The organism is Planomicrobium stackebrandtii, assembly GCF_030814955.1.
Taxonomy (GTDB): Bacteria; Bacillota; Bacilli; order Bacillales_A; family Planococcaceae; genus Planococcus; species Planococcus stackebrandtii.
In genome coordinates this window covers 297,658-317,702 of the sequence record NZ_JAUSWB010000006.1, presented here as the reverse complement: position 1 = coordinate 317,702, position 20,045 = coordinate 297,658, and the positions used below count along the sequence as shown (strand labels likewise).

General features: G+C 44.5%; 23 protein-coding genes. 18 read left to right on the top strand and 5 right to left on the bottom strand.

Annotation, left to right across the window (positions count from 1 at the left end):
* Nucleotides 1–92: 92 nt before the first annotated feature.
* Entirely contained in the window at nt 93–1,445 is a 1,353-nt protein-coding gene (trpE, locus tag QOZ98_RS13315) for an anthranilate synthase component I (protein ID WP_308787911.1), read from the top strand.
* The gene (locus QOZ98_RS13310) at nt 1,442–2,041 is read left to right on the top strand and encodes an anthranilate synthase component II (RefSeq protein WP_308787910.1); all 600 of its coding nucleotides are present in this window, start codon (nt 1,442–1,444) and stop codon (nt 2,039–2,041) included. The genes trpE and QOZ98_RS13310 overlap by 4 nt, the downstream gene beginning before the upstream one ends.
* 85 nt (nt 2,042–2,126) lie before the next feature.
* On the opposite strand, the gene QOZ98_RS13305 is transcribed toward QOZ98_RS13310, so the two are convergent.
* Nucleotides 2,127–2,981, bottom strand: coding sequence for a dimethylarginine dimethylaminohydrolase family protein (locus tag QOZ98_RS13305; protein ID WP_308787909.1), 855 nt, complete (start codon nt 2,979–2,981; stop codon nt 2,127–2,129).
* Between the two features lie 150 nt (nt 2,982–3,131).
* Between QOZ98_RS13305 and QOZ98_RS13300 the strand changes: the two genes are divergently transcribed.
* A complete protein-coding gene (locus QOZ98_RS13300; RefSeq protein ID WP_308787908.1) occupies nt 3,132–3,554 on the top strand; it encodes a GNAT family N-acetyltransferase in 423 nt (140 codons plus the stop codon).
* Between the two features lie 39 nt (nt 3,555–3,593).
* Here the strand turns inward: QOZ98_RS13300 and QOZ98_RS13295 are convergent, their stop codons facing one another.
* Both QOZ98_RS13295 and QOZ98_RS13290 read right to left on the bottom strand, forming a co-directional pair.
* Nucleotides 3,594–3,977 carry a nucleotide excision repair endonuclease gene (locus QOZ98_RS13295; protein WP_142827518.1) on the bottom strand — a complete coding sequence of 128 codons (384 nt, stop codon included), beginning with the start codon at nt 3,975–3,977 and terminating at the stop codon, nt 3,594–3,596.
* Nucleotides 3,978–4,071: 94 nt separating this feature from the next.
* Nucleotides 4,072–4,719 carry an SDR family oxidoreductase gene (locus QOZ98_RS13290; RefSeq protein ID WP_308787907.1) on the bottom strand — a complete coding sequence of 216 codons (648 nt, stop codon included), beginning with the start codon at nt 4,717–4,719 and terminating at the stop codon, nt 4,072–4,074.
* A gap of 131 nt (nt 4,720–4,850) precedes the next feature.
* On the opposite strand from QOZ98_RS13290, the gene QOZ98_RS13285 reads away from it, so the two are divergent.
* Nucleotides 4,851–5,132 (top strand): DUF6509 family protein, encoded by a 282-nt coding sequence (locus QOZ98_RS13285; protein WP_142827516.1) that lies wholly within the window; start codon nt 4,851–4,853, stop codon nt 5,130–5,132.
* Between the two features lie 43 nt (nt 5,133–5,175).
* Here QOZ98_RS13285 and QOZ98_RS13280 read toward each other — a convergent pair whose 3' ends face one another.
* On the bottom strand, nt 5,176–5,895 hold the full coding sequence (locus tag QOZ98_RS13280) for a SurA N-terminal domain-containing protein (RefSeq protein WP_308787906.1): 720 nt from the start codon (nt 5,893–5,895) through the stop codon (nt 5,176–5,178).
* A gap of 324 nt (nt 5,896–6,219) precedes the next feature.
* On the opposite strand from QOZ98_RS13280, the gene hisC reads away from it, so the two are divergent.
* Together hisC and QOZ98_RS13270 are read left to right on the top strand one after the other, a co-directional pair.
* Nucleotides 6,220–7,329, top strand: a complete 1,110-nt coding sequence (gene hisC / locus QOZ98_RS13275; RefSeq protein ID WP_308787905.1) for a histidinol-phosphate transaminase — start codon at nt 6,220–6,222, stop codon at nt 7,327–7,329.
* A gap of 122 nt (nt 7,330–7,451) precedes the next feature.
* A complete protein-coding gene (locus QOZ98_RS13270; RefSeq protein ID WP_308787904.1) occupies nt 7,452–8,360 on the top strand; it encodes an NAD(P)/FAD-dependent oxidoreductase in 909 nt (302 codons plus the stop codon).
* Between the two features lie 5 nt (nt 8,361–8,365).
* On the opposite strand, the gene QOZ98_RS13265 is transcribed toward QOZ98_RS13270, so the two are convergent.
* Nucleotides 8,366–9,085 carry a YwaF family protein gene (locus tag QOZ98_RS13265; protein ID WP_308787903.1) on the bottom strand — a complete coding sequence of 240 codons (720 nt, stop codon included), beginning with the start codon at nt 9,083–9,085 and terminating at the stop codon, nt 8,366–8,368.
* Between the two features lie 341 nt (nt 9,086–9,426).
* Here QOZ98_RS13265 and QOZ98_RS13260 point away from each other — a divergent pair, with 341 nt between their 5' ends.
* The 12 genes from QOZ98_RS13260 to QOZ98_RS13205 all read left to right on the top strand — a co-directional run bounded on the left by QOZ98_RS13260 (nt 9,427) and on the right by QOZ98_RS13205 (nt 19,949).
* Entirely contained in the window at nt 9,427–9,726 is a 300-nt protein-coding gene (locus tag QOZ98_RS13260) for a hypothetical protein (RefSeq protein WP_308787902.1), read from the top strand.
* 88 nt (nt 9,727–9,814) lie between these two features.
* Complete coding sequence (locus QOZ98_RS13255) at nt 9,815–10,183, top strand: nuclear transport factor 2 family protein (RefSeq protein WP_308787901.1); 369 nt, start codon at nt 9,815–9,817, stop codon at nt 10,181–10,183.
* 204 nt (nt 10,184–10,387) lie between these two features.
* Nucleotides 10,388–11,392: a LacI family DNA-binding transcriptional regulator gene (locus tag QOZ98_RS13250; RefSeq protein ID WP_308787900.1), complete on the top strand. Its 1,005-nt coding sequence runs from the start codon at nt 10,388–10,390 to the stop codon at nt 11,390–11,392.
* Nucleotides 11,393–11,410: 18 nt separating this feature from the next.
* Nucleotides 11,411–12,367 (top strand): sugar kinase, encoded by a 957-nt coding sequence (locus QOZ98_RS13245; RefSeq protein ID WP_308787899.1) that lies wholly within the window; start codon nt 11,411–11,413, stop codon nt 12,365–12,367.
* Between the two features lie 116 nt (nt 12,368–12,483).
* Nucleotides 12,484–13,497: an ureidoglycolate dehydrogenase gene (allD, locus tag QOZ98_RS13240; RefSeq protein ID WP_308787898.1), complete on the top strand. Its 1,014-nt coding sequence runs from the start codon at nt 12,484–12,486 to the stop codon at nt 13,495–13,497.
* A 22-nt stretch (nt 13,498–13,519) separates the two neighbouring features.
* Complete coding sequence (locus QOZ98_RS13235) at nt 13,520–14,524, top strand: TRAP transporter substrate-binding protein (protein WP_308787897.1); 1,005 nt, start codon at nt 13,520–13,522, stop codon at nt 14,522–14,524.
* A 69-nt stretch (nt 14,525–14,593) separates the two neighbouring features.
* The gene (locus QOZ98_RS13230) at nt 14,594–15,091 is read left to right on the top strand and encodes a TRAP transporter small permease (protein ID WP_308787896.1); all 498 of its coding nucleotides are present in this window, start codon (nt 14,594–14,596) and stop codon (nt 15,089–15,091) included.
* Nucleotides 15,088–16,362, top strand: a complete 1,275-nt coding sequence (locus QOZ98_RS13225) for a TRAP transporter large permease (protein WP_308787933.1) — start codon at nt 15,088–15,090, stop codon at nt 16,360–16,362. Before QOZ98_RS13230 ends, QOZ98_RS13225 begins: the two co-directional genes overlap by 4 nt.
* Before the next feature lie 12 nt (nt 16,363–16,374).
* A complete protein-coding gene (locus QOZ98_RS13220; protein WP_308787895.1) occupies nt 16,375–17,394 on the top strand; it encodes a zinc-binding alcohol dehydrogenase family protein in 1,020 nt (339 codons plus the stop codon).
* 12 nt (nt 17,395–17,406) lie between these two features.
* On the top strand, nt 17,407–18,027 hold the full coding sequence (locus QOZ98_RS13215) for a bifunctional 2-keto-4-hydroxyglutarate aldolase/2-keto-3-deoxy-6-phosphogluconate aldolase (protein WP_308787894.1): 621 nt from the start codon (nt 17,407–17,409) through the stop codon (nt 18,025–18,027).
* Nucleotides 18,028–18,042: 15 nt separating this feature from the next.
* Nucleotides 18,043–19,101 (top strand): mannonate dehydratase, encoded by a 1,059-nt coding sequence (uxuA, locus tag QOZ98_RS13210; RefSeq protein WP_308787893.1) that lies wholly within the window; start codon nt 18,043–18,045, stop codon nt 19,099–19,101.
* A gap of 11 nt (nt 19,102–19,112) precedes the next feature.
* Nucleotides 19,113–19,949, top strand: a complete 837-nt coding sequence (locus QOZ98_RS13205) for an SDR family oxidoreductase (protein WP_308787892.1) — start codon at nt 19,113–19,115, stop codon at nt 19,947–19,949.
* Nucleotides 19,950–20,045: the final 96 nt, after the last annotated feature.

The window sequence follows — 20,045 nt, the reverse complement described above, 5'->3', positions numbered from 1 at the left end:
TTTTTATTTTTCAGCAAGAAAACAGAACCAATGGTGCAGCGCTGGACACTCTAAACGTCCGCCTGCCTTCTAGGAAATGGAGATGAGTCGAGATGAGCAACAAAATGAAGACGAGAAAAATTGATGGAGATTCCTTGACGCCGATTGCGGTGTTTAACCGGTTGGCAGGAGAACGCAAATGCCTGCTTGAAAGTTCATTGAAGACCAGTGTCACCGGGCGTTATTCTTTTATCGCAGCAAACCCGTCGATCGGATATATCGGACACGGCCAGCAATTGCGGGAAATCGATTTCCGGACAGGTGCCGAAAAAGTGCATGACGGCAAGCCTTTGGAGCTGATTAAAAATCTGATGCCCCGTTATGAAGCGGAGGTGGAAGGCCTGCCTTTTACAGGCGGCGCCCTCGGCTATATCGGCTACGATGCCATTCAAGTTTATGAACCGATCAAAGCACCTAAGGAAGACAGCCTGCAGATGCCTGATATTCACTTGCAGATATATGAAACCATCGTGGTATTCGACCATGTGAAAAATGATGTGACAATTTTATCGTTTGAAGACAAGCTGGATGAAATCGAGCAGCAACTGTCTGTACCGGAACCTTCAACAGCGGCAGCAGACCAAGCATCCCTGCAATTCAATTCCAAAACCAGCGATGCTCTTTTCCGCGAACAGGTGGAGCAGGCCAAAGACCATATCCGCAAAGGCGATGTGTTTCAGCTGGTCTTGTCGCAGCGCTTGTCTGCGAGCTACAAAGGAGATGCATTTACCTTGTATCGGAAGTTGCGCAAACAAAATCCGTCTCCCTATCAATTCTTCATCGATTTCGACGATTATGCCATTGTAGGAGCTTCGCCGGAAAGCTTGCTGACGATCCGGGGAAGCCATATGGTGACCAATCCGATTGCCGGTACCCGTAAACGCGGCAGGACTGCAGATGAAGATGAACGTTTGGCGGAAGAACTGGCCGGGGATGAAAAAGAACAGGCAGAACACAAAATGCTGGTGGATCTCAGCCGCAATGATGTAGGGCGGGTCGCGCAAATTGGAACGGTTGAAGTGCCAAAGTATATGGTCATCGAAAAATACCAGCATGTGATGCATCTGGTGTCGGAAGTGACAGGTGAGCTCGACAACAAAATGCACCCGTTAGATGCATTGGTATCCTGTTTGCCAGCTGGGACAGTCTCAGGAGCTCCTAAAGTGCGGGCGATGCAATTGATACAGGAATTTGAAGAAGAGCGCAGAGGGGTCTACGGAGGAGCTATCGGCTACTTAGGGTTCAATGGCAACCTGGATGTCGCATTGGCGATCCGCACTTTTGTAGTCAAGGATGAAATGGTCCATGTCCAAGCGGGGGCCGGCATTGTTTTTGATTCGGATCCACAGGCAGAATACGAGGAAACGCTGCATAAGGCGCGTTCTCTTACGGAGGTGTTCGGATGATTTTATTAATCGATCATTACGATTCGTTTACTTATAACATTTATCAGGCTGTTGCTGCTATGGGGGTTGAAGTCGAAGTGGTCCGTTCGGGTGTTCTGACCATCGATGACATCAAAGCGAAAAATCCGCAAGCCATCATCCTGTCACCGGGGCCAGGCCATCCACTGGAATTGCCGGACTCGATTGAGCTGATTCAGGAGTTGCATCGATCAGTTCCGATTCTAGGAATTTGCCTGGGGCAGCAGCTGATTGGTGCGGCATTTGGAGGCAGGGTTGTCCAGGCTCCGTTTATCCGCCATGGCAAAGTCTCCGATGTATCGCACGACCATCAGGGGCTGTTTAGAAACATGCCGCAGCCATTGCCGGTCATGCGCTATCACTCACTGGTACTGGAACCGGAAACCTTGGCGGACTGCTTAGTTGTCCAATCGCGGGCACTGGATGATGACACGATCATGGCTGTCAAACACCGGGACTATCCCGTTTACGGCATCCAGTTCCATCCTGAATCGATCGGGACGCCGAACGGGGGGGAGTTGATGAAAGAGTTTATTGAAGAGGTCCTGCAAAATCAAAAAGCGGTAAGCCCTCAGTAGAATAAAGAAAATCCCAAGCCATTGCGGCTTGGGATTTTTATTGTGGTTTGAAAAGGCGATTGGCTGTTCATATCGGATCAAACGCTTACGCACGGATCAATGGCATGGTGCAGCAGCGGAAAGCCCCGCCTGACTTGATGATTTCCGAATAATCAACTTCAATTACGTGGAAGCCGCGGGCGGTCAATTGCTTATTGACTTGTTGATTCTGCGGCTGGCTGAAGACTTTTCGTTCGCCGATGGACAATACATTGGTGCCGAGTGCAAACTGTTCTTTTTCGTTGACACGGATCAGTGTATAGCGTTCTGCAAGCATCTGGACAGTAGCCATGTCGAGCGCTTCCGGAAAAATCAGTGCTTCAGTTGGCGATAGGATATTGAAAACACAGTCAAGGTGAAGGTATTTTTCATTAAAAGAAACAGGTATTACTTCAAAATCCGGCAATTGGAGCTGCAGGTCACGGATGGCTATTTTTGAAGTACGGCTGCTGACGCCAACAAAAACCGTGTCGCGGTCGATAATGACGTCGCCGCCTTCAATGCGGTGGCCTGTCAGCTGTTTAAAGTTGATGTCATGTGCCTCCATCCACTTTCGAAGTTCCTGTTCTTCTCCTTGGCGGATTTCAGAAGCCATTTCACTGACAAAGACCGTATCCCCAATGGTGAACCCGATGTCGCGTGTGAAAACTTGTTCAGGATATTCTTCAGAAGGCTCGATCAAATCAGTTTGTATGCCTTGGTCATTCAATGCCTGGATAAACTCATTGTGCTGATGGAGCGCTTTGTCCACATTGATGTTTTCATCTTTGTATCTTTTCTGTACGTCATTGATGACATCTTTTATCTCCATATAGCGTGGCGGGCAAAGCAGTACGCGCCGGAGTGGATCATATTCGCTTTGGCAGCGGGCGGATGTACTTTCTTTTATATATGACGACATATGGGTTCCTCCAAAAAACGTAGTTATTAACCCTGTATTCCTTTTGAATGGTAAATTAAAACATTGCAGCACAAGAAGATGCACAAAAGAAGTGAACAATGAGAAAATGGAAAAAGGCAATTGGATCAACTAAGAGGAGGAAGCATTTTAATGAAAATCATTCAGCAGGAAGTGGCGGAAGATCGTGATTTTATTCGGAAAAAGGTCGTCGAATACAATAATGCCAGTTTGCCTGGAGAAGAAAAATCTCCAATTGAACAAATGAGTTTTATTGTCCGCAACGAGGCGGAAGAAATTATAGGGGGATTGACAGCTACTGGTTTTTGGCGGCATTTGCACATCGATTTTCTGTGGGTTGACCCAGCCGCCAGAGGCCAGCGCATTGCCGCAAAGCTGATGGCTCAAGCGGAAGTTTATGCACGCAGCAAAGGCCATCGATTGATGATCGTTGATACCTTAAGTTTTCAAGCCCCGGAATTTTACAAAAAGCAGGGTTTCTCGGAATTTGGTGCAATAAAAGATTTTCCGGAAGGGCATAGCCATCATTATTTTGAAAAATGGCTGACAGAGTAACTAAAGAAAAAAACGGAAGCCCAAGGGCCTCCGTTTTTCTTATTCTTGTTCTTGATAAAAGACTTTATCCACATTGTATTTGGCTTTTTGTGTGTTGATCAAATACGTTTCGTAAATATCGCGCTCCATTGGGTCTTCCACGATAGAGACGGTGATGCGGTATACTTCTTCGCGATGGTTTTTCAACGGCGAAACCGAATCTTCGAAATGTTTTTTCACACGCTGGCGAAGTTTGCGGGCTTTTCCGACAAACAACAGCTCTCCGCTGTGGTTGAAAAATTGGATGATGCCGCCTTTATCGCGTGGAATATCGTGCAGATCGATAAAGCCGAATAATGGTTTGATGACAGCTTCGTCACCTGTAATTTCCTGTTTGCGCTGTGTAATCGTCACATCCGCTTTTGGTGGTTGAATATTAATCATGCTTATCACGTCCTCTAGTTATCGTAATGCCTATTTTAACACAAAAAAGAGCAGAAATCCATCCGCTCTTTTTTACTTGCTATTCGGCTTTGTTCTATAAAGAATCTAATTGTTCACTGGCTGGCTGCTCGCCTTGCAGTACTTCAAACACTTTGTTGTAAGTATTGCTGCGGTCAAGCACTTCGACTAGGGCGTGTGCAACATCCGCTCTTGGGATAGATCTTCCTTCTAAAGAAGAAAACCCTTTGAGAGACACTTCAATCTTCCCGGACTTGTCTTCGTCTGAAAGTGCTCCAGGGCGAACGATCGTGTAATCCAAATCGGTTGCCTGCAGCAAGTCATCCGCCGTCCGTTTGGCTACGAGATAAGGCTTCATTGCCTCGCCGCCGGCATCCGGATCATTTGATCCCACGGAACCTAATTGTACAAAACGTTTCACGCCTTTATCCTTTGCATACTGGGCTGCTTTGACAGAGCTCCATAAATCGATGGTGAGGGTTTTGTCAGCTCCTGTTGAAGGGCCGGAACCTGCTGCAAAAATGACAGCGTCGACGCCATTAAATGCCTCGCTGAAATCCTCCTCGAGATCCGCAAGTACTACTTTGGAAGCTCCAAGTTCTTTCATTTTATCTACCTGATCTTCTTTGCGGACCATGGCAGTAGCTTTGTGGTTTGATTCGGCTAATTCTTTGACAACGTTGCGGCCGACTTGACCGTTTGCTCCAATAACTAATACGTTCATTCGATTCCACTCCTTTAATTGTCTTCACCCCATATATGTTCCCTTTTGATATCGCATTAAACGTTTTATTTTGCCATGCAACTGTCCAAAAAGGCGCGGACACGCTAGAATAGAAGAACGGAGGTGTTACAATGCAAATTACAGATTATGTATTCCACAAAATCAACGACCCTACAGGCATCATGGTAGGTGATCGCTACGAGTTTTTGTTGAATGTCGAAGTTGATGAAGATGATGAATTATATACCGAGGGCGGACTGGAACTGCGCGTCATTATAGCTGCAGAAGAAACCGGTGCCCGTATAGCGCATTACAACTTTATTGACAAACAAACAAGAGGCGCGCTTGAATTCGGACTCGAAGACGAGGAAGAAGAAGAAATTCTTGCCTACTGTTCAGAAAAACTGGCCTAATTCCAAAAAGCATCCTGCTCAATTTTGAGCAGGATGCTTTTATTTATATCTTGACTTCCACTTCAGCAGATTCTTTCAACTCTTCGATGCGTGTGAATACTGCATTTTGTGTTTTTTCCTGCTCAAGAGACTGCCGGAGGTTCGGTTCCATTTCTTCCAAGGCAGGAACTTCTTCCTCAGAAGTCTCAACAAAACCATCGTAAGCTTCCTGTACTTCTTCGCTTGTTACCTCAGCTGGTTTGATTTCTTCTGCAACATATTTTTCATATACTAGTTGTTCACGGAGCTGCATTTCCATATCGTCCAGTGTAAAACCGGTTTGCTCCAACGCTTCGTTCATAGCTTCTTCCGATTCAAATTGCCCTTTCAAATCTTCGAGGCGTTCTTTAACAGTCTCTTCGTCAGCTTGATAGCCTTTTTCCTCTGCGTCATTCAAAATCACTTTATTGCCCACCAGTACAGACAGTGCTTGTTCCTTTACCATCTCACCAGTGCCGTCTGATGTGGAGTGTCCTTGGGATGCCAATGTCGTTTCCAGCTGGCGTGCTACACTATTGTAGACATTGCCTAAAATTTCTTCCCCGTCCACAATGACCACGACATCTTCCTGGGCCGGCAATTCAAGTGATGATTCTGCAGGGGCTGTCTCGGCTGTTGCTTCTTCTGAAGTTTCTGCAGGAGCGGGCTCCTCATTACCAGAACATGCGCCCAGTGTCAGCAATAGCAGAAAAGGGGCAAATGCGAATTTCATTTTCTTGATCATGGCCAAACTCCTCTATATCTTAGTCTGTTTAACAGTAAACCATATTTCATTATCCCGCACAAATAGTTGGATAAGTGTGTTCAAATAATGCCGCAATTCTGTATAATAAGGGGGGAGAGGGGAAAAGTCTTGAAAAACGCTTAGTTTGGAGATGATTCTTTTCCTGCCCAAGTTTAAAACTCATGTATCCACCCATCGCTTTGGCCGAATTAGAAGAAGCTTGCCATACTTCGCGGTTTTTTCAGTTGATTTGCCCGCCGAGGCTGATATGATTATAAGAATATAAATAATGATCCATCACTTACATCTTTTGGAGGAATTTCAATGACCAGTTCAAATAATATTAAAGCACGCAAAACTTTAGAAAAAATCCAGCCTTACTCGCCAGGAAAGCCGATCTGGGAAGTGCAGAAAGAATTGGGATTGGAACGCGTCATTAAATTGGCCTCCAATGAAAATCCACATGGCCCATCTCCAAAAGCGGTAGCAGCCATCCAGAATGGCTTGGCAGAATTGAACCGTTATCCTGATGCAGATGCCAGCGCATTGAAAAAAGCGATTGCCAACGAGTTTCATGTCAATCCGAAGCAAGTTATTCCGACCAATGGGGCAGACGAATTGATTACGCTGATTTCTGAAGCGTTCCTTGAAGAAGGGGACGAAGTGATTGTGCCGTCTCCGTCGTTCAGCGAATATGATTTTGGCGCCCATATTATGGGCGCTAAAGTTGTTCCGGTAAAATTTGCGGAAGGCTTCGAGTTTAATGTGGATGCAATGATTGCCGCTGTTACAGAGAAAACTAAAATTATTTACGTTTGTTCACCGAACAATCCAACAGGCACATACATGTCCAAAACAGATCTGGATAAACTGGTGGAAGCAATTGATAACGTATTGGTGGTGATCGATGCTGCCTATAATCACTTTGCAGACGCTGCAGATTACACAAACGGCATCGAGTACATCAATGCTGGATATCCGGTCCTGACGCTGCAAACGTTCTCGAAGATTTACGGCATTGCCGGAGTGCGGGTTGGATTCGGAATTGCCTCTGAATCAATCATACAGTCGATTTTAAAGGTGAAAGAACCATTTAACGTCAATACATTAGCGCAAATTGCAGCAACAGCAGCAATTGAAGACACTGAGCATGTAATGACTTCCCAAAATGCCAACAAAGCCGGCCGGGAACAATTATACAAAGCTTTCGATGAACTGGGATTGACATATATCGAAAGCATGGCGAACTTTGTATTGGTTCGAATAGGTGAAGATGGAGAAAAACTGTACAAAGAGTTGATGGCAAAAGGCGTCATTGTCCGATACGGGAAAATTTGGGGTTTGCCTGAGTATGTGCGGGTTTCTGTCGGAACGCCAGAAGAAAATCAATTTTTTATTGATGCCTTAACTGGGTTATTGGTTAAACAAGTTTAGCAACAAAGGCTCCTGAAAAGGGAGCTTTTTTTTTTGCGTAAATCAAAGACAACCGAAGCGTTTGTTTAGTATGGGAGAGAAACGGGAAATTTCGAAGGAAACGACAATAAAGGATGAGTGATATGATTTATGATTGCGCGATAATAGGAGGTGGGCCTGCGGGACTGAATGCTGCGTTGGTATTGGGGAGATCAAGAAGAAAGACTGTGCTTTTTGACGACGACAACGGACGCAATTTAGTGACAAGAAAATCGCATGGCTTTATAACGCGGGATGGCATCGAACCGGAAGAACTCAAACGCCTGGGCCGCGAGGAAATTGCCAAATACGATTGTGTGGACATGAAAAAGCAGCGCATCATCAGTGTGAAACGCATTTCTGAAGCGCACTATGAATTGGCTACAGAGAGCGGAGATGTTTTTCACAGCATAAAAATCATTATCGCGGCTGGGCTAAAAGAACAACTGCCGAACATCCCAGGTATTGAAAAATTTTATGGCACCAGTTTATTCAGCTGCCCATATTGCGACGGCTGGGAGTTGCGCGATCAACCGCTGGCAGTCATTGCTGATAAGCAGGTATTTGAATTGGCGAAAAAAATCTATACGTGGAGCCGTGACTTAATCGTTTTTACAAATGGAGAAGGACGATTGGAAGAAAAGGATAAGCAAAAGCTGCTTCGAAAGGGCATCAAGGTGGTGGAAGATGTAATAGGCGGCCTCGAAGGCGACAATGGACAATTACGCAGCGTTAGACTTGAAGATGGGACTTTAATTGATCGTGTTGGCGGTTTTGTTACACCTATATGGAGCCATGCTGCTCCCTTCGCCAAGGAACTCGGCTGTAAGATCAACACACATGGAGGCATTTTGACGGATGATTATGGGCGGACAAATGTCTGGAACGTGTATGCGGCAGGCGATGCTTCATTGATCGTTCCTTCCCAGCTGGTTATTGCAGCTGGTGAAGGAAGTGCTGTAGCAATTGGCGTCAATGGGGATCTAGTTAATGAATACTTCGAAATGGATTAACAGGATCAAGAAGTTTTTATGAATTTTCGAAACACCAAATATTGGACAAAAAACAGCAGAAAAGCAGCCAGACACAAGTTGATGTAATACCATAAACCTTCTCCAAAGAAGTCGAGCGGAGAAGTGGTCTTTGGACGCTGCATTAAATATAGGAAGTTGGATTCAGTCAAAGGATTGATCCAGAAACCGATCAGCGCTGCATAAGCTAACACCAACGCGTAGGTGGAAAAGACCGAACGTAAGGTAATGGCATTCGGGCGGCATAATGCCAAAAATAAGCAAGACCAGGGAATGGCGACATGATGAACAAAGAATTTCCAGAAACGGAAATGCTGATAGTCATATGGAAGATCCGGCGTGATCAAAGCCAAAAAAGCAGGTACTATGCCGATAAAAAAAGAGAGTTGAATCCATAAGGGCCGCATAGTCAACAGGCCGATCATAGCTGTAAGAGAAGCTATTCCGCACAGGTGCAGCGGCATACGTCCGCTAAAATGCCAAACCTCATTTGTAATCGCCCAATAATGATAGGAGAATTCTGAAATGATCAGAATTGCAAGAAGTGGCCAGCGCAATGAGCGGAACAGCTTTTTTTCCTCCTTTAATCGTTCTTTCACGGAAATAAGAAGAATAATTCCGATAGCAGCGATCGCTAATATAAACAGGTGGTTCCACGAAAAAGGGTTAAAAGAATGGGTGGATGTCGCCGCAAACCAGGTTTCCATAACAGTCCTCCTACCGTGATGAGGTATTGTAAGAATAGTTTAACATCTCCCTGAGCAGCAGGTCTATTCCCTAAAGGGTTAAATAGGCAAGTGCCAGATGGTCGTATATTTTGCTAAAAACCCTCTCTCTGCGATAGACTTCTATATATGTTGAAGTAATGATTTTGACTTGCTGATATTCCGCAAATAAGCTCCATATCTTTGATGGATACAGCGAAAAACTTAGGTGTGCTTTGATTCCACTCCATCTCTTAGCAGGAGCTCTGCCCAAAGCGATGGATAAAAGTTTGGTTTCTTTAGTTCAACCCATATAGAAAAGGATTTGTAGGAGGAATGCCGATTTGGACCAACTAAATTTATTGTCGTCTATCACTTACATCGACACGGAGCGTTCCATTGAGGCTGGCGAAATGAAAATCGTCGAAACGGAATGCAATATTCAATTGTACAAGGATGAATTAGTAACTTCGGCGGCTAAATTTCATGTAGCGAATGTATGGGATATTTCCTATAAATCATTTTCTTCTGACGCCAGTTTGCTGTACCTCCATACTCATCGCGGCGTGTTGACCTATAAAATCCATACAGATCCAGATAATTTCGTGGCAACGTTTAAAAAGTTGAAAAACGAGAATTATTAAAGAAGGCGGGTTTTTCCTGTCTTCTTTTTTCAACCTTATTGAACCGCGGGAAGAGCAGAACTATTTCTCGAAGAAGGGAGAAAAGGAAATGGAGAACAATATCAGAGTTGCAGAACAGTGGACCACTGGAGTAAACGAGCGGGACATCAAAGGCGTGCTGAAAGTTTCAGATCCGCATATTGAATTGATTGGTCCGAGAGGTATAGCTGAAGGTCATGATATTCTCCAGCAGTGGATCAAAGAATCAGGCATCAAGATGGAAACACAGGACTATTACGCCAAAGGCAACGAAGTAGTGTGTGTTCAAAAAGCTACATGGGAAAATCAGAATGGCCATGTTACGATTTATACTTTTATGGATATCAGAAATGGAAAAGTTCATCGATTAGGCAGATACGATACTTTGGATGACGCTTTTGGGCAATGCCAATTGAGCGAGGAAGATAAAGTTGAATAGTGGAAGGGCAGGGAAAATCTCCTGCCCTTTTTTTATTTTAGTCTATAAAACAGTTATTATTTGCTCTATTTAGTCCAAACGAGACTTTAGTAATATTTTTTGGTTAAACGAAATTTTCTGATAAAACCACTTGATTTTTAAAAAAAATTGAATTATACTTTCCTAAAATGACTTACTAAACCGGTTTAGTGAGAAGGGGAGAAAATGAAAAAAATAACAATGCAAGACGTAGCATTAAAAGCGGGAGTTTCCAAAAGCACCGTTTCCCAGTATATAAACAGTCGTTTTGAGTTTATGGGTGTGTCAACAAAGCATAGAGTTGAAGCAGCCATCAAGGAATTAGGCTATATTCCAAATCACGTAGCCAAAAGCCTGAAACAGAAAAAAACCGGAACAATTGGTGTTATTGTAGCAAATATTTTGCACACGTTTTCTACTGAAATTATTCGCGCCATCGAGGACGAATGTGAAAGAAATGGTTTCCACTTGTTTGTCTGCAATGCAGATGATCAACCTGAAAAAGAGCGTTCTTATATCGATATGCTGGTTGCGAAGCAAGTTGATGGATTGATTATTTTTCCAACGAATGGCAACAACGATTATTATAAACAACTGAAAACTGCAGAGTTTCCAATCGTTTTTGTAGACCGGGTAATCAACGAACCGATTTTCCCCACTCTTTTGCTCGACAATGAAAGCGCTTCACAGATTGCGGTAGATCAATTAGCGAAAAAAGGGCGGACAAAGATCGGCTTAGTCTCCACTTCCATCGTTCAAAAGGTGACGCCCCGCATTGAACGCATCATGGGATATAAAAAAGCGCTGGCATCACATGGGCTGGCGATTGAGGAAGATTGGATTGTTGCTGAGCAGCGTGAGGAGATCGGCAGCAGGCTTCAACGTTTATGGGATTCCGGCAATCGGCCTGAAGCGTTTTTTGCCACAAATGATTTGGCTTTAATCGAGTTGCTGAGGTTTATCAAAAAAAACAAACTAGTGATTCCAGAGAATATCGGCGTGATTGCGATTGATGACTCACCGTTTCTTGAAATGGCTACAACACCGATTTCGGTCATCAAACAGCCCACTTTCGAAATTGGGCAAAATGCAGCAGATACTTTACTTCAACTGATTTCCAGTAAAAACTTTGAAGAAGAGTATGAGGAGCGTCGATATCGCCCGATTTTGGTTGAGCGGGAATCCATATAAATTAAGGGAGGTGAGAGTTTGCTTAAAGAGTTTGGCGTATTAACAATTGGAGATGCCATGATTACCATGAACCCATCCACGACTGGCCCGTTAAAGTATGTAACACAGTTTGAGCGAAAAATCGGCGGTGCTGAAATGAATTTTGCTATAGGCTGTGCACGGTTAGGCCTAGGCAGCAAATGGATCAGCAGGCTAGGCAAGGATGAATTCGGCCAAGTAATTTATAACTTTGCCCGCGGCGAAGGCATTGATGTATCGTCAGTCGACTTTGTCGAAGGTGTCCCCACATCGTTGAATTTTAAAGAAATTCATGCAAATGGTTCTGGGAAAACATACTATTATCGAAATCCTTCTCCTATTTCATCGCTTTCAGAAGAAGACATTACGGAAGATTTGTTTGATGGCATCCAGGTTGTCCACTTAACAGGTGTTTACCTAGCTCTTGGAGAACCGAATATGGCAATTGTTCAAAAAATCCTGACCATAGCAAAACAAAAAGGAATCACTATTTCTTTCGACCCTAATATTCGGTTGAAATTATGGAGCATCGAGGACGCACGAGAAGCATATGAAAAGGTTTTTCCGGAAGTTGATATTCTGTTGACGGGATTAGACGAAATTCAGATGATATCAGGAAAAGAAACTTTGGAGGAACTGGTGGAATATACGGCCCGTTTCGAAATAAAGGATTTTGTGATCAAAGATGGAGAAAAAGGATCGAAGCTCTACAGAAAAGGCCGTTGGATTGAAAGCTCTGGATTTTCAGTAACGCCGGTCGACACTGTCGGTGCAGGTGATGGTTTTGATGCAGGTTATATTTATGGAATCCTAAATCACTTTGACGAAGAATCTTTATTGCGCTTTGCAAACGGAGTCGGTGCACTCGTCACTACAGTCACGGGAGATAATGAGGGGCTGCCTTATTTAGAAGAAGTGGAAAACTTTATCGGTGATAAAAAAGCAGTTGAACGATAGTAGGCCAGTCAGTTGCAAGCGCTTCAGATGCTGGCGCTGAAGCAGTAAAAGCAGAAGTCCAAATTTACATGGATGCTTAAAAGATCCACATGCTAACTTGAAATAGGGGGAGTGCAATGGCAACCGTAACTGTACCGTTTACAGAAATCCAAAAATTAATCGAAAAAAAGCTGGCGAGTGTATCAGTCAGTGAAGAGCACGCCGCTAAAATTGCGGAAATTCTTGTTCATGCAGATTTGCGCGGTGTGAATTCACACGGGGCACTTCGTACAGAGCATTACATGAAGCGGCTCACAGCAGGAGGCATCAACCCAGCACCTGATATCTCATTCAACCAAACCGGTCCGGTAACGGGAGTAGTTGATGGAGATGATGGCTTCGGGCATGTCATAGCCGATACCGCAATGAAACACGCAATCGAGATGGCGAAGAGTAATGGCGTAGGCATGGTGACCGTTATGAACAGCAGTCATTGCGGGGCGCTCAGCTACTTTGTTCAAGAAGCAGCAGAACAGAAATTGATCGGCATTGCCATGACGCATACCGATAAAATTGTTGTTCCGTTTGGAGGGAAAAAATCCTTCCTAGGTACAAATCCGATCGCATATGGAGTTCCTGCCAAATCTGAAAAGCCGTTTATTCTGGATATGGCCACTTCGAACGTTGCGCTGGGGAAGATATTGCAGCATAAAGAGGAAGGGAAGAATATACCAGAAGGATGGGGTGTCGATGAAGCGGGTGCAGCCGTAACAGATCCTGCAAAAGTCGTTTCCTTAATGCCATTTGGCGGTCCGAAAGGTTCTGGATTATCGATGATTGTGGATATTTTCTCCGGTCTGCTTGCAGGTATGGCATTCGGTCCTCACATCAATTCAATGTATGGGGATTTAGACAAGAAAAGAAAGTTAGGCCATTATTTCTGCGCCATCAATCCTTCCTTCTTCACAGATACCGAAGGATTTCTGGAGCAGATGGATAATATGATCAAGGAAATTCGGGAAGTACCAGCAGCTGAAGGATTCGATCGTGTTCTGGTCCCTGGAGAAATCGAACAGAAAAATGAAGAGCGCAGTCGAAAAGATGGAGTTCAGATTGCCGCAACTACTTATGAGTATTTGAAAAAACAATAAAAAACAAAGGGGAGAATTGAACATGAAAAAGAAATGGTTAACAGGTATTTTTGCATCCGTATTGGTATTGGGAGCTTGTGGTTCTAATGAAGAAGGATCGGAAGAAGGCGGTTCAGAGTCAGGCGAAACAATTGAGTGGCGCTTTGGGCATTTAGCCGATGAAAATCACATCTGGCACCAAACAGCTTTGGAGTTCAAAGAACTGGTTGAAACAAATTCAGATGGCCAAATGGAAATCACCATCTATCCCAATAACTCACTTGGCGGCGAAACAGATACGATCAACTCGATTCAGGCAGGAACAGCTGACATGGTTATTTCAGGGGAAACTTTACAAAACTGGGCTCCTAATGCTGCCTTAATGGCAGTGCCATATGCTTTCCGTGATCTGGATCATGTAAAGTCGGTAGTTGAAGGAGAAATCGGTGAACAGATCAAACAAGAAGTCAGCGACGAAGCGGGCTTGACGGCTCTTTACTACCATACGCGCGCTCCGCGGAACTTGACATCTAACGAGCCGATCACGTCTCCGGATGACTTGAGTGGATTCGGTATGCGTGTACCTAACGTTCCATTATTCCTGGATGTTTGGCAGGCTGCCGGCGCTTCTCCGCAAGTAATGGATTTCAATGAAGTATTCACTGGCTTGCAGCAAGGCGTAATCGATGGCCAGGAAAACCCAGTCGATTTGATCCAAAGCGGTGGGTTGGCTGAAGTTCAGGACTACGTCAACCGTACAGAGCACGTTTATTCATGGATTTACATCCTAGTTGGAAATGAGCAGTACAATGCACTTTCAGATGACTTGAAACAAGTAGTTCAAGACGCTGCTGCAGAAGCACAGATTCTTGGAGATGAGCTTTATGAGAGTGAAATTTCTACAATTGAGCAAGACTTGATGGACGAGGGCATGGAATTCGTAGATGTTGACCAAGATGCTTTCCGCGACGCGATGACACCGGCTGTTGAAGCTTCTTTATCACCGGAACAATTGGAATTGTACGAACAGATCCTTGCAGTTGAATAATATGTGAGTAGGGCATATTTGGCTGTCATGGTCAAATGTGCCTTTCCATTAGGAAGGGAATGAATTCGGATGTCGAAGTTCCGAAAATTGATTGACAGCACACTCGCTTTTTTGACAGTCCTCAGCTTTGCCGGTGTTATCATTATTGTCACCGTTCAGATCATTTCACGTTTTGCTCCATTTTCTTTTATTTGGACCGAAGAATTGACGCGCTATCTTTTCTTATACGGCATCAGCTTTGGGGCTCCATTAGCTTTGATGCGCAATGAATTTATCAATGTGGATATGATACTTAATCGGATGTCCGATAACTTTCGAAGGTATTATGAAGTGATCATTTATCTGGCCATTATCGTGTTGAGCCTGGTTATGGTCATTGAAGGATATAATTTCACTCTGTTAGGCGATAACCAAAGATCGGCAACGATGCCTTTCCAAATGTCAGTTATCCATGCCTCTTTGTTGATCATGGCTGTATTTCTGGTATTTTATGCAGTTTTAAAAATTATCGACCTTATCAAAAACAAACAGGACTACAGTCAGAATTTTGGAGGTGACGATTACTGATGGCTACTCTTCTCTTTGTATCCTTTATCGCATTGATATTCCTGGGAGTACCGGTTGCTTTCAGTTTAGGGCTAGCTTCCTTTATCTACCTTATGTTAGCTGGCATTCCACTAAATATTATTCCTCAACGGATGTTCGGAGGATTAAACTCCTTTGTTCTTTTGTGTATTCCAGGATTTATCCTGGCGGGTAATTTAATGAACGCAGGTGGGATTACGGGACGAATCATTCAATTTGCCAACGATCTTTTCGGCCATATCCGCGGTGGACTGGGCCTTGCCAACGTTGGGGCTTCAATGGGTTTTGCCGGAATTTCGGGAACTGCGCTTGCTGATACAGCAAGCATTGGCTCTATTTTAATACCTGCCATGAAAAAAGAAGGCTACGGCGCAGGATTTTCAGCTGCTGTAACCGCGTCTTCTTCTACGGTGGGGCCGATTATTCCACCTTCGCTGCCAATGATTATTGTTGGAACGCTGGCCTCGCTATCGATTGGGGATCTGTTTTTAGCCGGTGCACTTCCAGGCATTCTTCTGGGACTTGGATTAATGATTCCAACGTATATTATTTCGGTCAAACGGAATTATCCAAAAGGTGACCGCCAGCCTCTAAAGGCAATCTGGAAGAGCTTCACGGGCGCTTTCTGGGCCTTGCTGATGACGTTTATCATTCTATACGGAATTTTAGGTGGTTTCTTCACACCGACAGAAGCTTCTATTATTGCTGTTCTTTATGCTTTTGTTATCGGTATTTTCGTCTATAAAGAATTGCCGGTGAAAAAAATACCGGAAATCATGTTGTCTTCAATGACTGCTACGGCTTCTATCATGCTGCTAGTCGGTTTCGCCAACCTGTTTGGCTGGATTATGGTGCGTGAACAAATTCCACAACTTGTCGCAGAATCAATTCTTGGGATTTCGACTAATACCATCATCGTTATTTTGTTAATCAACTTGCTCTTGCTTTTTGTAGGGACGTTTATGGAAACTATTGCGGCACTGGTCATCCTGTTCCCTGTTCTGTTGCCAGTTGCATTGACAGTCGGAATGGATCCAATTCAATTCGGCGTCATGATGGTTTTGAATTTAGTAATTGGATTAGTAACTCCGCCTGTAGGAGTTTGTCTCTTTGTTGCCTCCCAGATAGGGAAAGTATCCATTGGAAAAACAGCAAGAGAATTAGTGCCATTTATAGGAGTCAGTTTAGTGGTACTTATGCTTGTCGCATTTGTTCCCCAAGTTACATTATTCTTGCCAAGTCTATTTGAATAGGGTGGTTATATGATGAAAGCAGTACAAGTTCCAAAAGCACACGAACTGCAAATTATCGAACAGGAAGCTCCGAATATTAAACATGGTGATGACGTGTTGGTCAAAGTGAAGCGTGTAGGAATTTGTGGCTCAGATATGCATATTTACCATGGCACAAATCCGCTGGCTACGTACCCTCGTGTTGTTGGACACGAGGTTGCTGGCGAAGTGGTAAAGGTTGGGAGCTCTGTTGAACACCTGAAAACCGGTGACCACGTAGTCGTAGAACCCATAAATTACTGCGGTAAGTGCTATGCCTGCAGAAAAGGCCGTCCAAATGTCTGTGAAAAACTATCAGTTTTCGGTGTTCATGAAGATGGGGGCATGCGAGAGTTTATTGTATTGCCGGAAAAGCAGCTTCACGCTGTGGATAAAGAACTGGATTGGGATGAAGTCGTCCTGGCAGAGCCCTATACAATAGGAGCGCAGGCTGTCTGGCGGGGAAATGTTGAAAAAGGCGATACAGTTTTGATTCAAGGCTGTGGCCCTATTGGCATCTGTATTTTGAAATTGGCCAAAGTCGCTGGAGCAACTGTTTATATGACGGATTTAAATGAAGAACGGCTGGCTTTTGCAAAAGCCAGCGGCGCTGACGAAGTAATCAATGCAGGCAATGAGTCTGTAAAAGAGCGCATATTCGAGCTTACGTCGAACGAAGGTGCTAATGTCGTGATTGATGCGGTCTGCCTTCCATCTACTGTAGAGTTGAGCATCGATGTGGTGTCGCCGGCAGGCAGCGTGGTCATTCTTGGATTTGATGAACGGCCATCTGCGATTCCGCAATTGCCGATTACGAAAAAAGAAATCACCATCGTGGGCTCAAGACTGCAAACCAATCAGTTTGGAAAAGTGGTGGGTCTTTTAAACAGCGGAGAATTGAAATCAGGTGGGTTGATTACCCATAAATTTTCGTTGGATCAGGTGAAAGAAGCATTTGCTTTTGTTGAAAATAATCCGGACAAAGTAAGAAAAGCTTTGATTGTCTTTGAATGAGGAGAGATGCAGATGATTCCTAAAATGGAAATATATCAACAGATTCTAGATGCCAAAATCGTAGCCGTAATACGCGGAAAAGATGCAGATGAAGCAATAGCTGTCGCAGAAGCTGCTGTGAATGGCGGTTTAAAGGCGATTGAATTGACCTATACAACACCGGGTGTTTCAAAAGTATTTGAGAAACTGGCAGGTTCCCAGGCGTTGATTGGCGCGGGAACAGTCCTGGATGCAGAGACTGCCCGCCACGCCTTGCTGCACGGTGCTGAATTTGTAGTCAGCCCAAACTTTAATCCGGATATTGCAAAAGTGTGCAATCGCTATAATGTGCCTTATTTGCCGGGCTGCATGACGATCAAGGAAATGGTCGAGGCGACAGAATGGGGCTGTGATATCTTGAAGCTATTCCCTGCCAATGGATTTGAACCTTCCTTTGTTGGTTCGGTTAACGGTCCTCTGCCGAAAGTGCGTATTATGCCTACTGGCGGCATCAATATCAAAAACATGAACGCGTGGCTGGAAGCCGGAGCTGTAGCAGTCGGCATCGGCAGCGATTTGACAAAAGCTTACCGTTCAGCCGGAGAACAGGGCGTTACCCAATTGGTTAAAGAGTATCTTAAAGAGTTAGCTTAAAAAGGGGGGATTCTCATGAATATTACATTTCGCTGGTATGGCCGCGGCAATGATAGCGTGCAGCTAGAACAAATTAAACAGATTCCGGGAACCAAAGGGATTGTTTGGGCCCTTCATCAGAAGCCGGCTGGAGAAGTTTGGACAAAGGAAGAAATTGGTTCTGAAATCGATTATATTAAATCTTTCGGGTTTCATGCTGATGTGGTGGAAAGCGTAAATGTCCATGAATCCATCAAGCTTGGCAACGAAGAGCGCGATCAATATATTGAAAACTATAAAGAGACAATCCGCAACCTGGGCGAAGCAGGGGTCAAAGTGATTTGCTATAATTTCATGCCGATATTCGACTGGACGCGTACGTCTCTTTATCATCCACTGCCAGATGGTTCAACTGCCCTATTCTTTGAAAAGGAAAAAATTGAATCTTTAGAGCCGGCAGAACTGATAGAAACAGTTTCTTCAGCTTCAGATTTAACGCTCCCTGGATGGGAACCGGAAAAAATGGCGCGGATTCAAGAACTTTTTGAAGCATATGAAGGCATGGATGAAGAACAGTTATGGCAGAACCTCACCTATTTCCTGGAAGCAATTTTACCAACAGCAGAAGCGAGCGGCATTCAAATGGCCATCCATCCGGACGATCCACCGTGGTCTATCTTTGGCTTGCCGCGCATCATGACAGGCGAAAAAAGCTGGGAACGGCTCATTTCCATATCGGATTCCCCATCCAACGGCATTACGTTCTGCACAGGATCTATGGGTGCCAATCCGCAGAATAACATGGTGGACCTGGCATCAAAATATGCCAAACACTCACCTTTTGCCCATTTGCGCAATGTGAAGATTTTCGACAATGGTGATTTTATCGAAACGTCCCATTATACACAAGACGGTTCTATCGATTTGAATGGCGTAGTCCGTGAATTGTCGAACCAGAACTATACAGGGTATGCCCGTCCGGATCATGGCCGCCATATCTGGAATGAACAGTGCAGACCAGGCTATGGCTTGTACGACCGAGCGCTTGGAATCATGTATCTTTTAGGATTATGGGATGCACATCAAACAAAATAAAGGGGGATACCATGTTTTCAACTCATGAAACTATCGCAGGACGGACAGCCGTCATTACCGGCGGAAGCGGCGTTCTTTGTTCGGAAATGGCGCGCCACCTGGCGGCTCAAAAAGTAAATGTTGCAATCTTGAACCGGACAGCCCAAAAAGGACAGGGCGTGGCGGATGAAATTATTGCAGCAGGGGGGACGGCCATTGCTGTAGCCGCTGATGTCTTAGACCGGGCATCTTTGGAAAAGGCTAAAGAGCAGATTGTCGAAGCATTCGGCCGAATTGATATTCTTATTAATGGTGCAGGAGGCAATCATCCTGACGCTATTACCGATATTGAAATACATGAAGAGGGAGCAGCTGGAAAATCCTTTTTTGAATTGGAGGAAGACGGATTCTCGCGTGTCTTCGCCAGCAACTTCACTGGTTCGTTCTTAGCCAGCCAAGTATTTGGCAAAGAATTATTAAAACAGGACGCGCCGGTTATTTTAAATATCTCTTCTATGAGTGCCTATTCCCCCATGACCAAAGTGCCGGCGTATAGCGCGGCTAAGGCGGCCATCAATAATTTCACAATGTGGATGGCTGTTCATTTTGCAGAGGAAAATTTACGTGTTAATGCGATTGCACCTGGATTTTTCCTGACCGCGCAAAACAAGGACCTGTTGACTCATGCAGACGGTTCGTTGACTCCCCGTTCCGGGAAAATTATGGCCAGCACACCGATGAAACGTTTTGGCAAACCAGAAGATTTAGTCGGCACAATGCTATGGCTCATCGACGAGAATTATTCTGGCTTTGTTACAGGAATCACAGTCCCGGTAGACGGTGGATTTTTGGCCTACTCAGGCGTATAGAAAAATCACATTCCATGAAGCGATTGTTGGAAATGCATAAAACCCCCTGATTCCAAAAATTGGAATCAGGGGGTTTTTGAAGTGCTTTGAAACTGC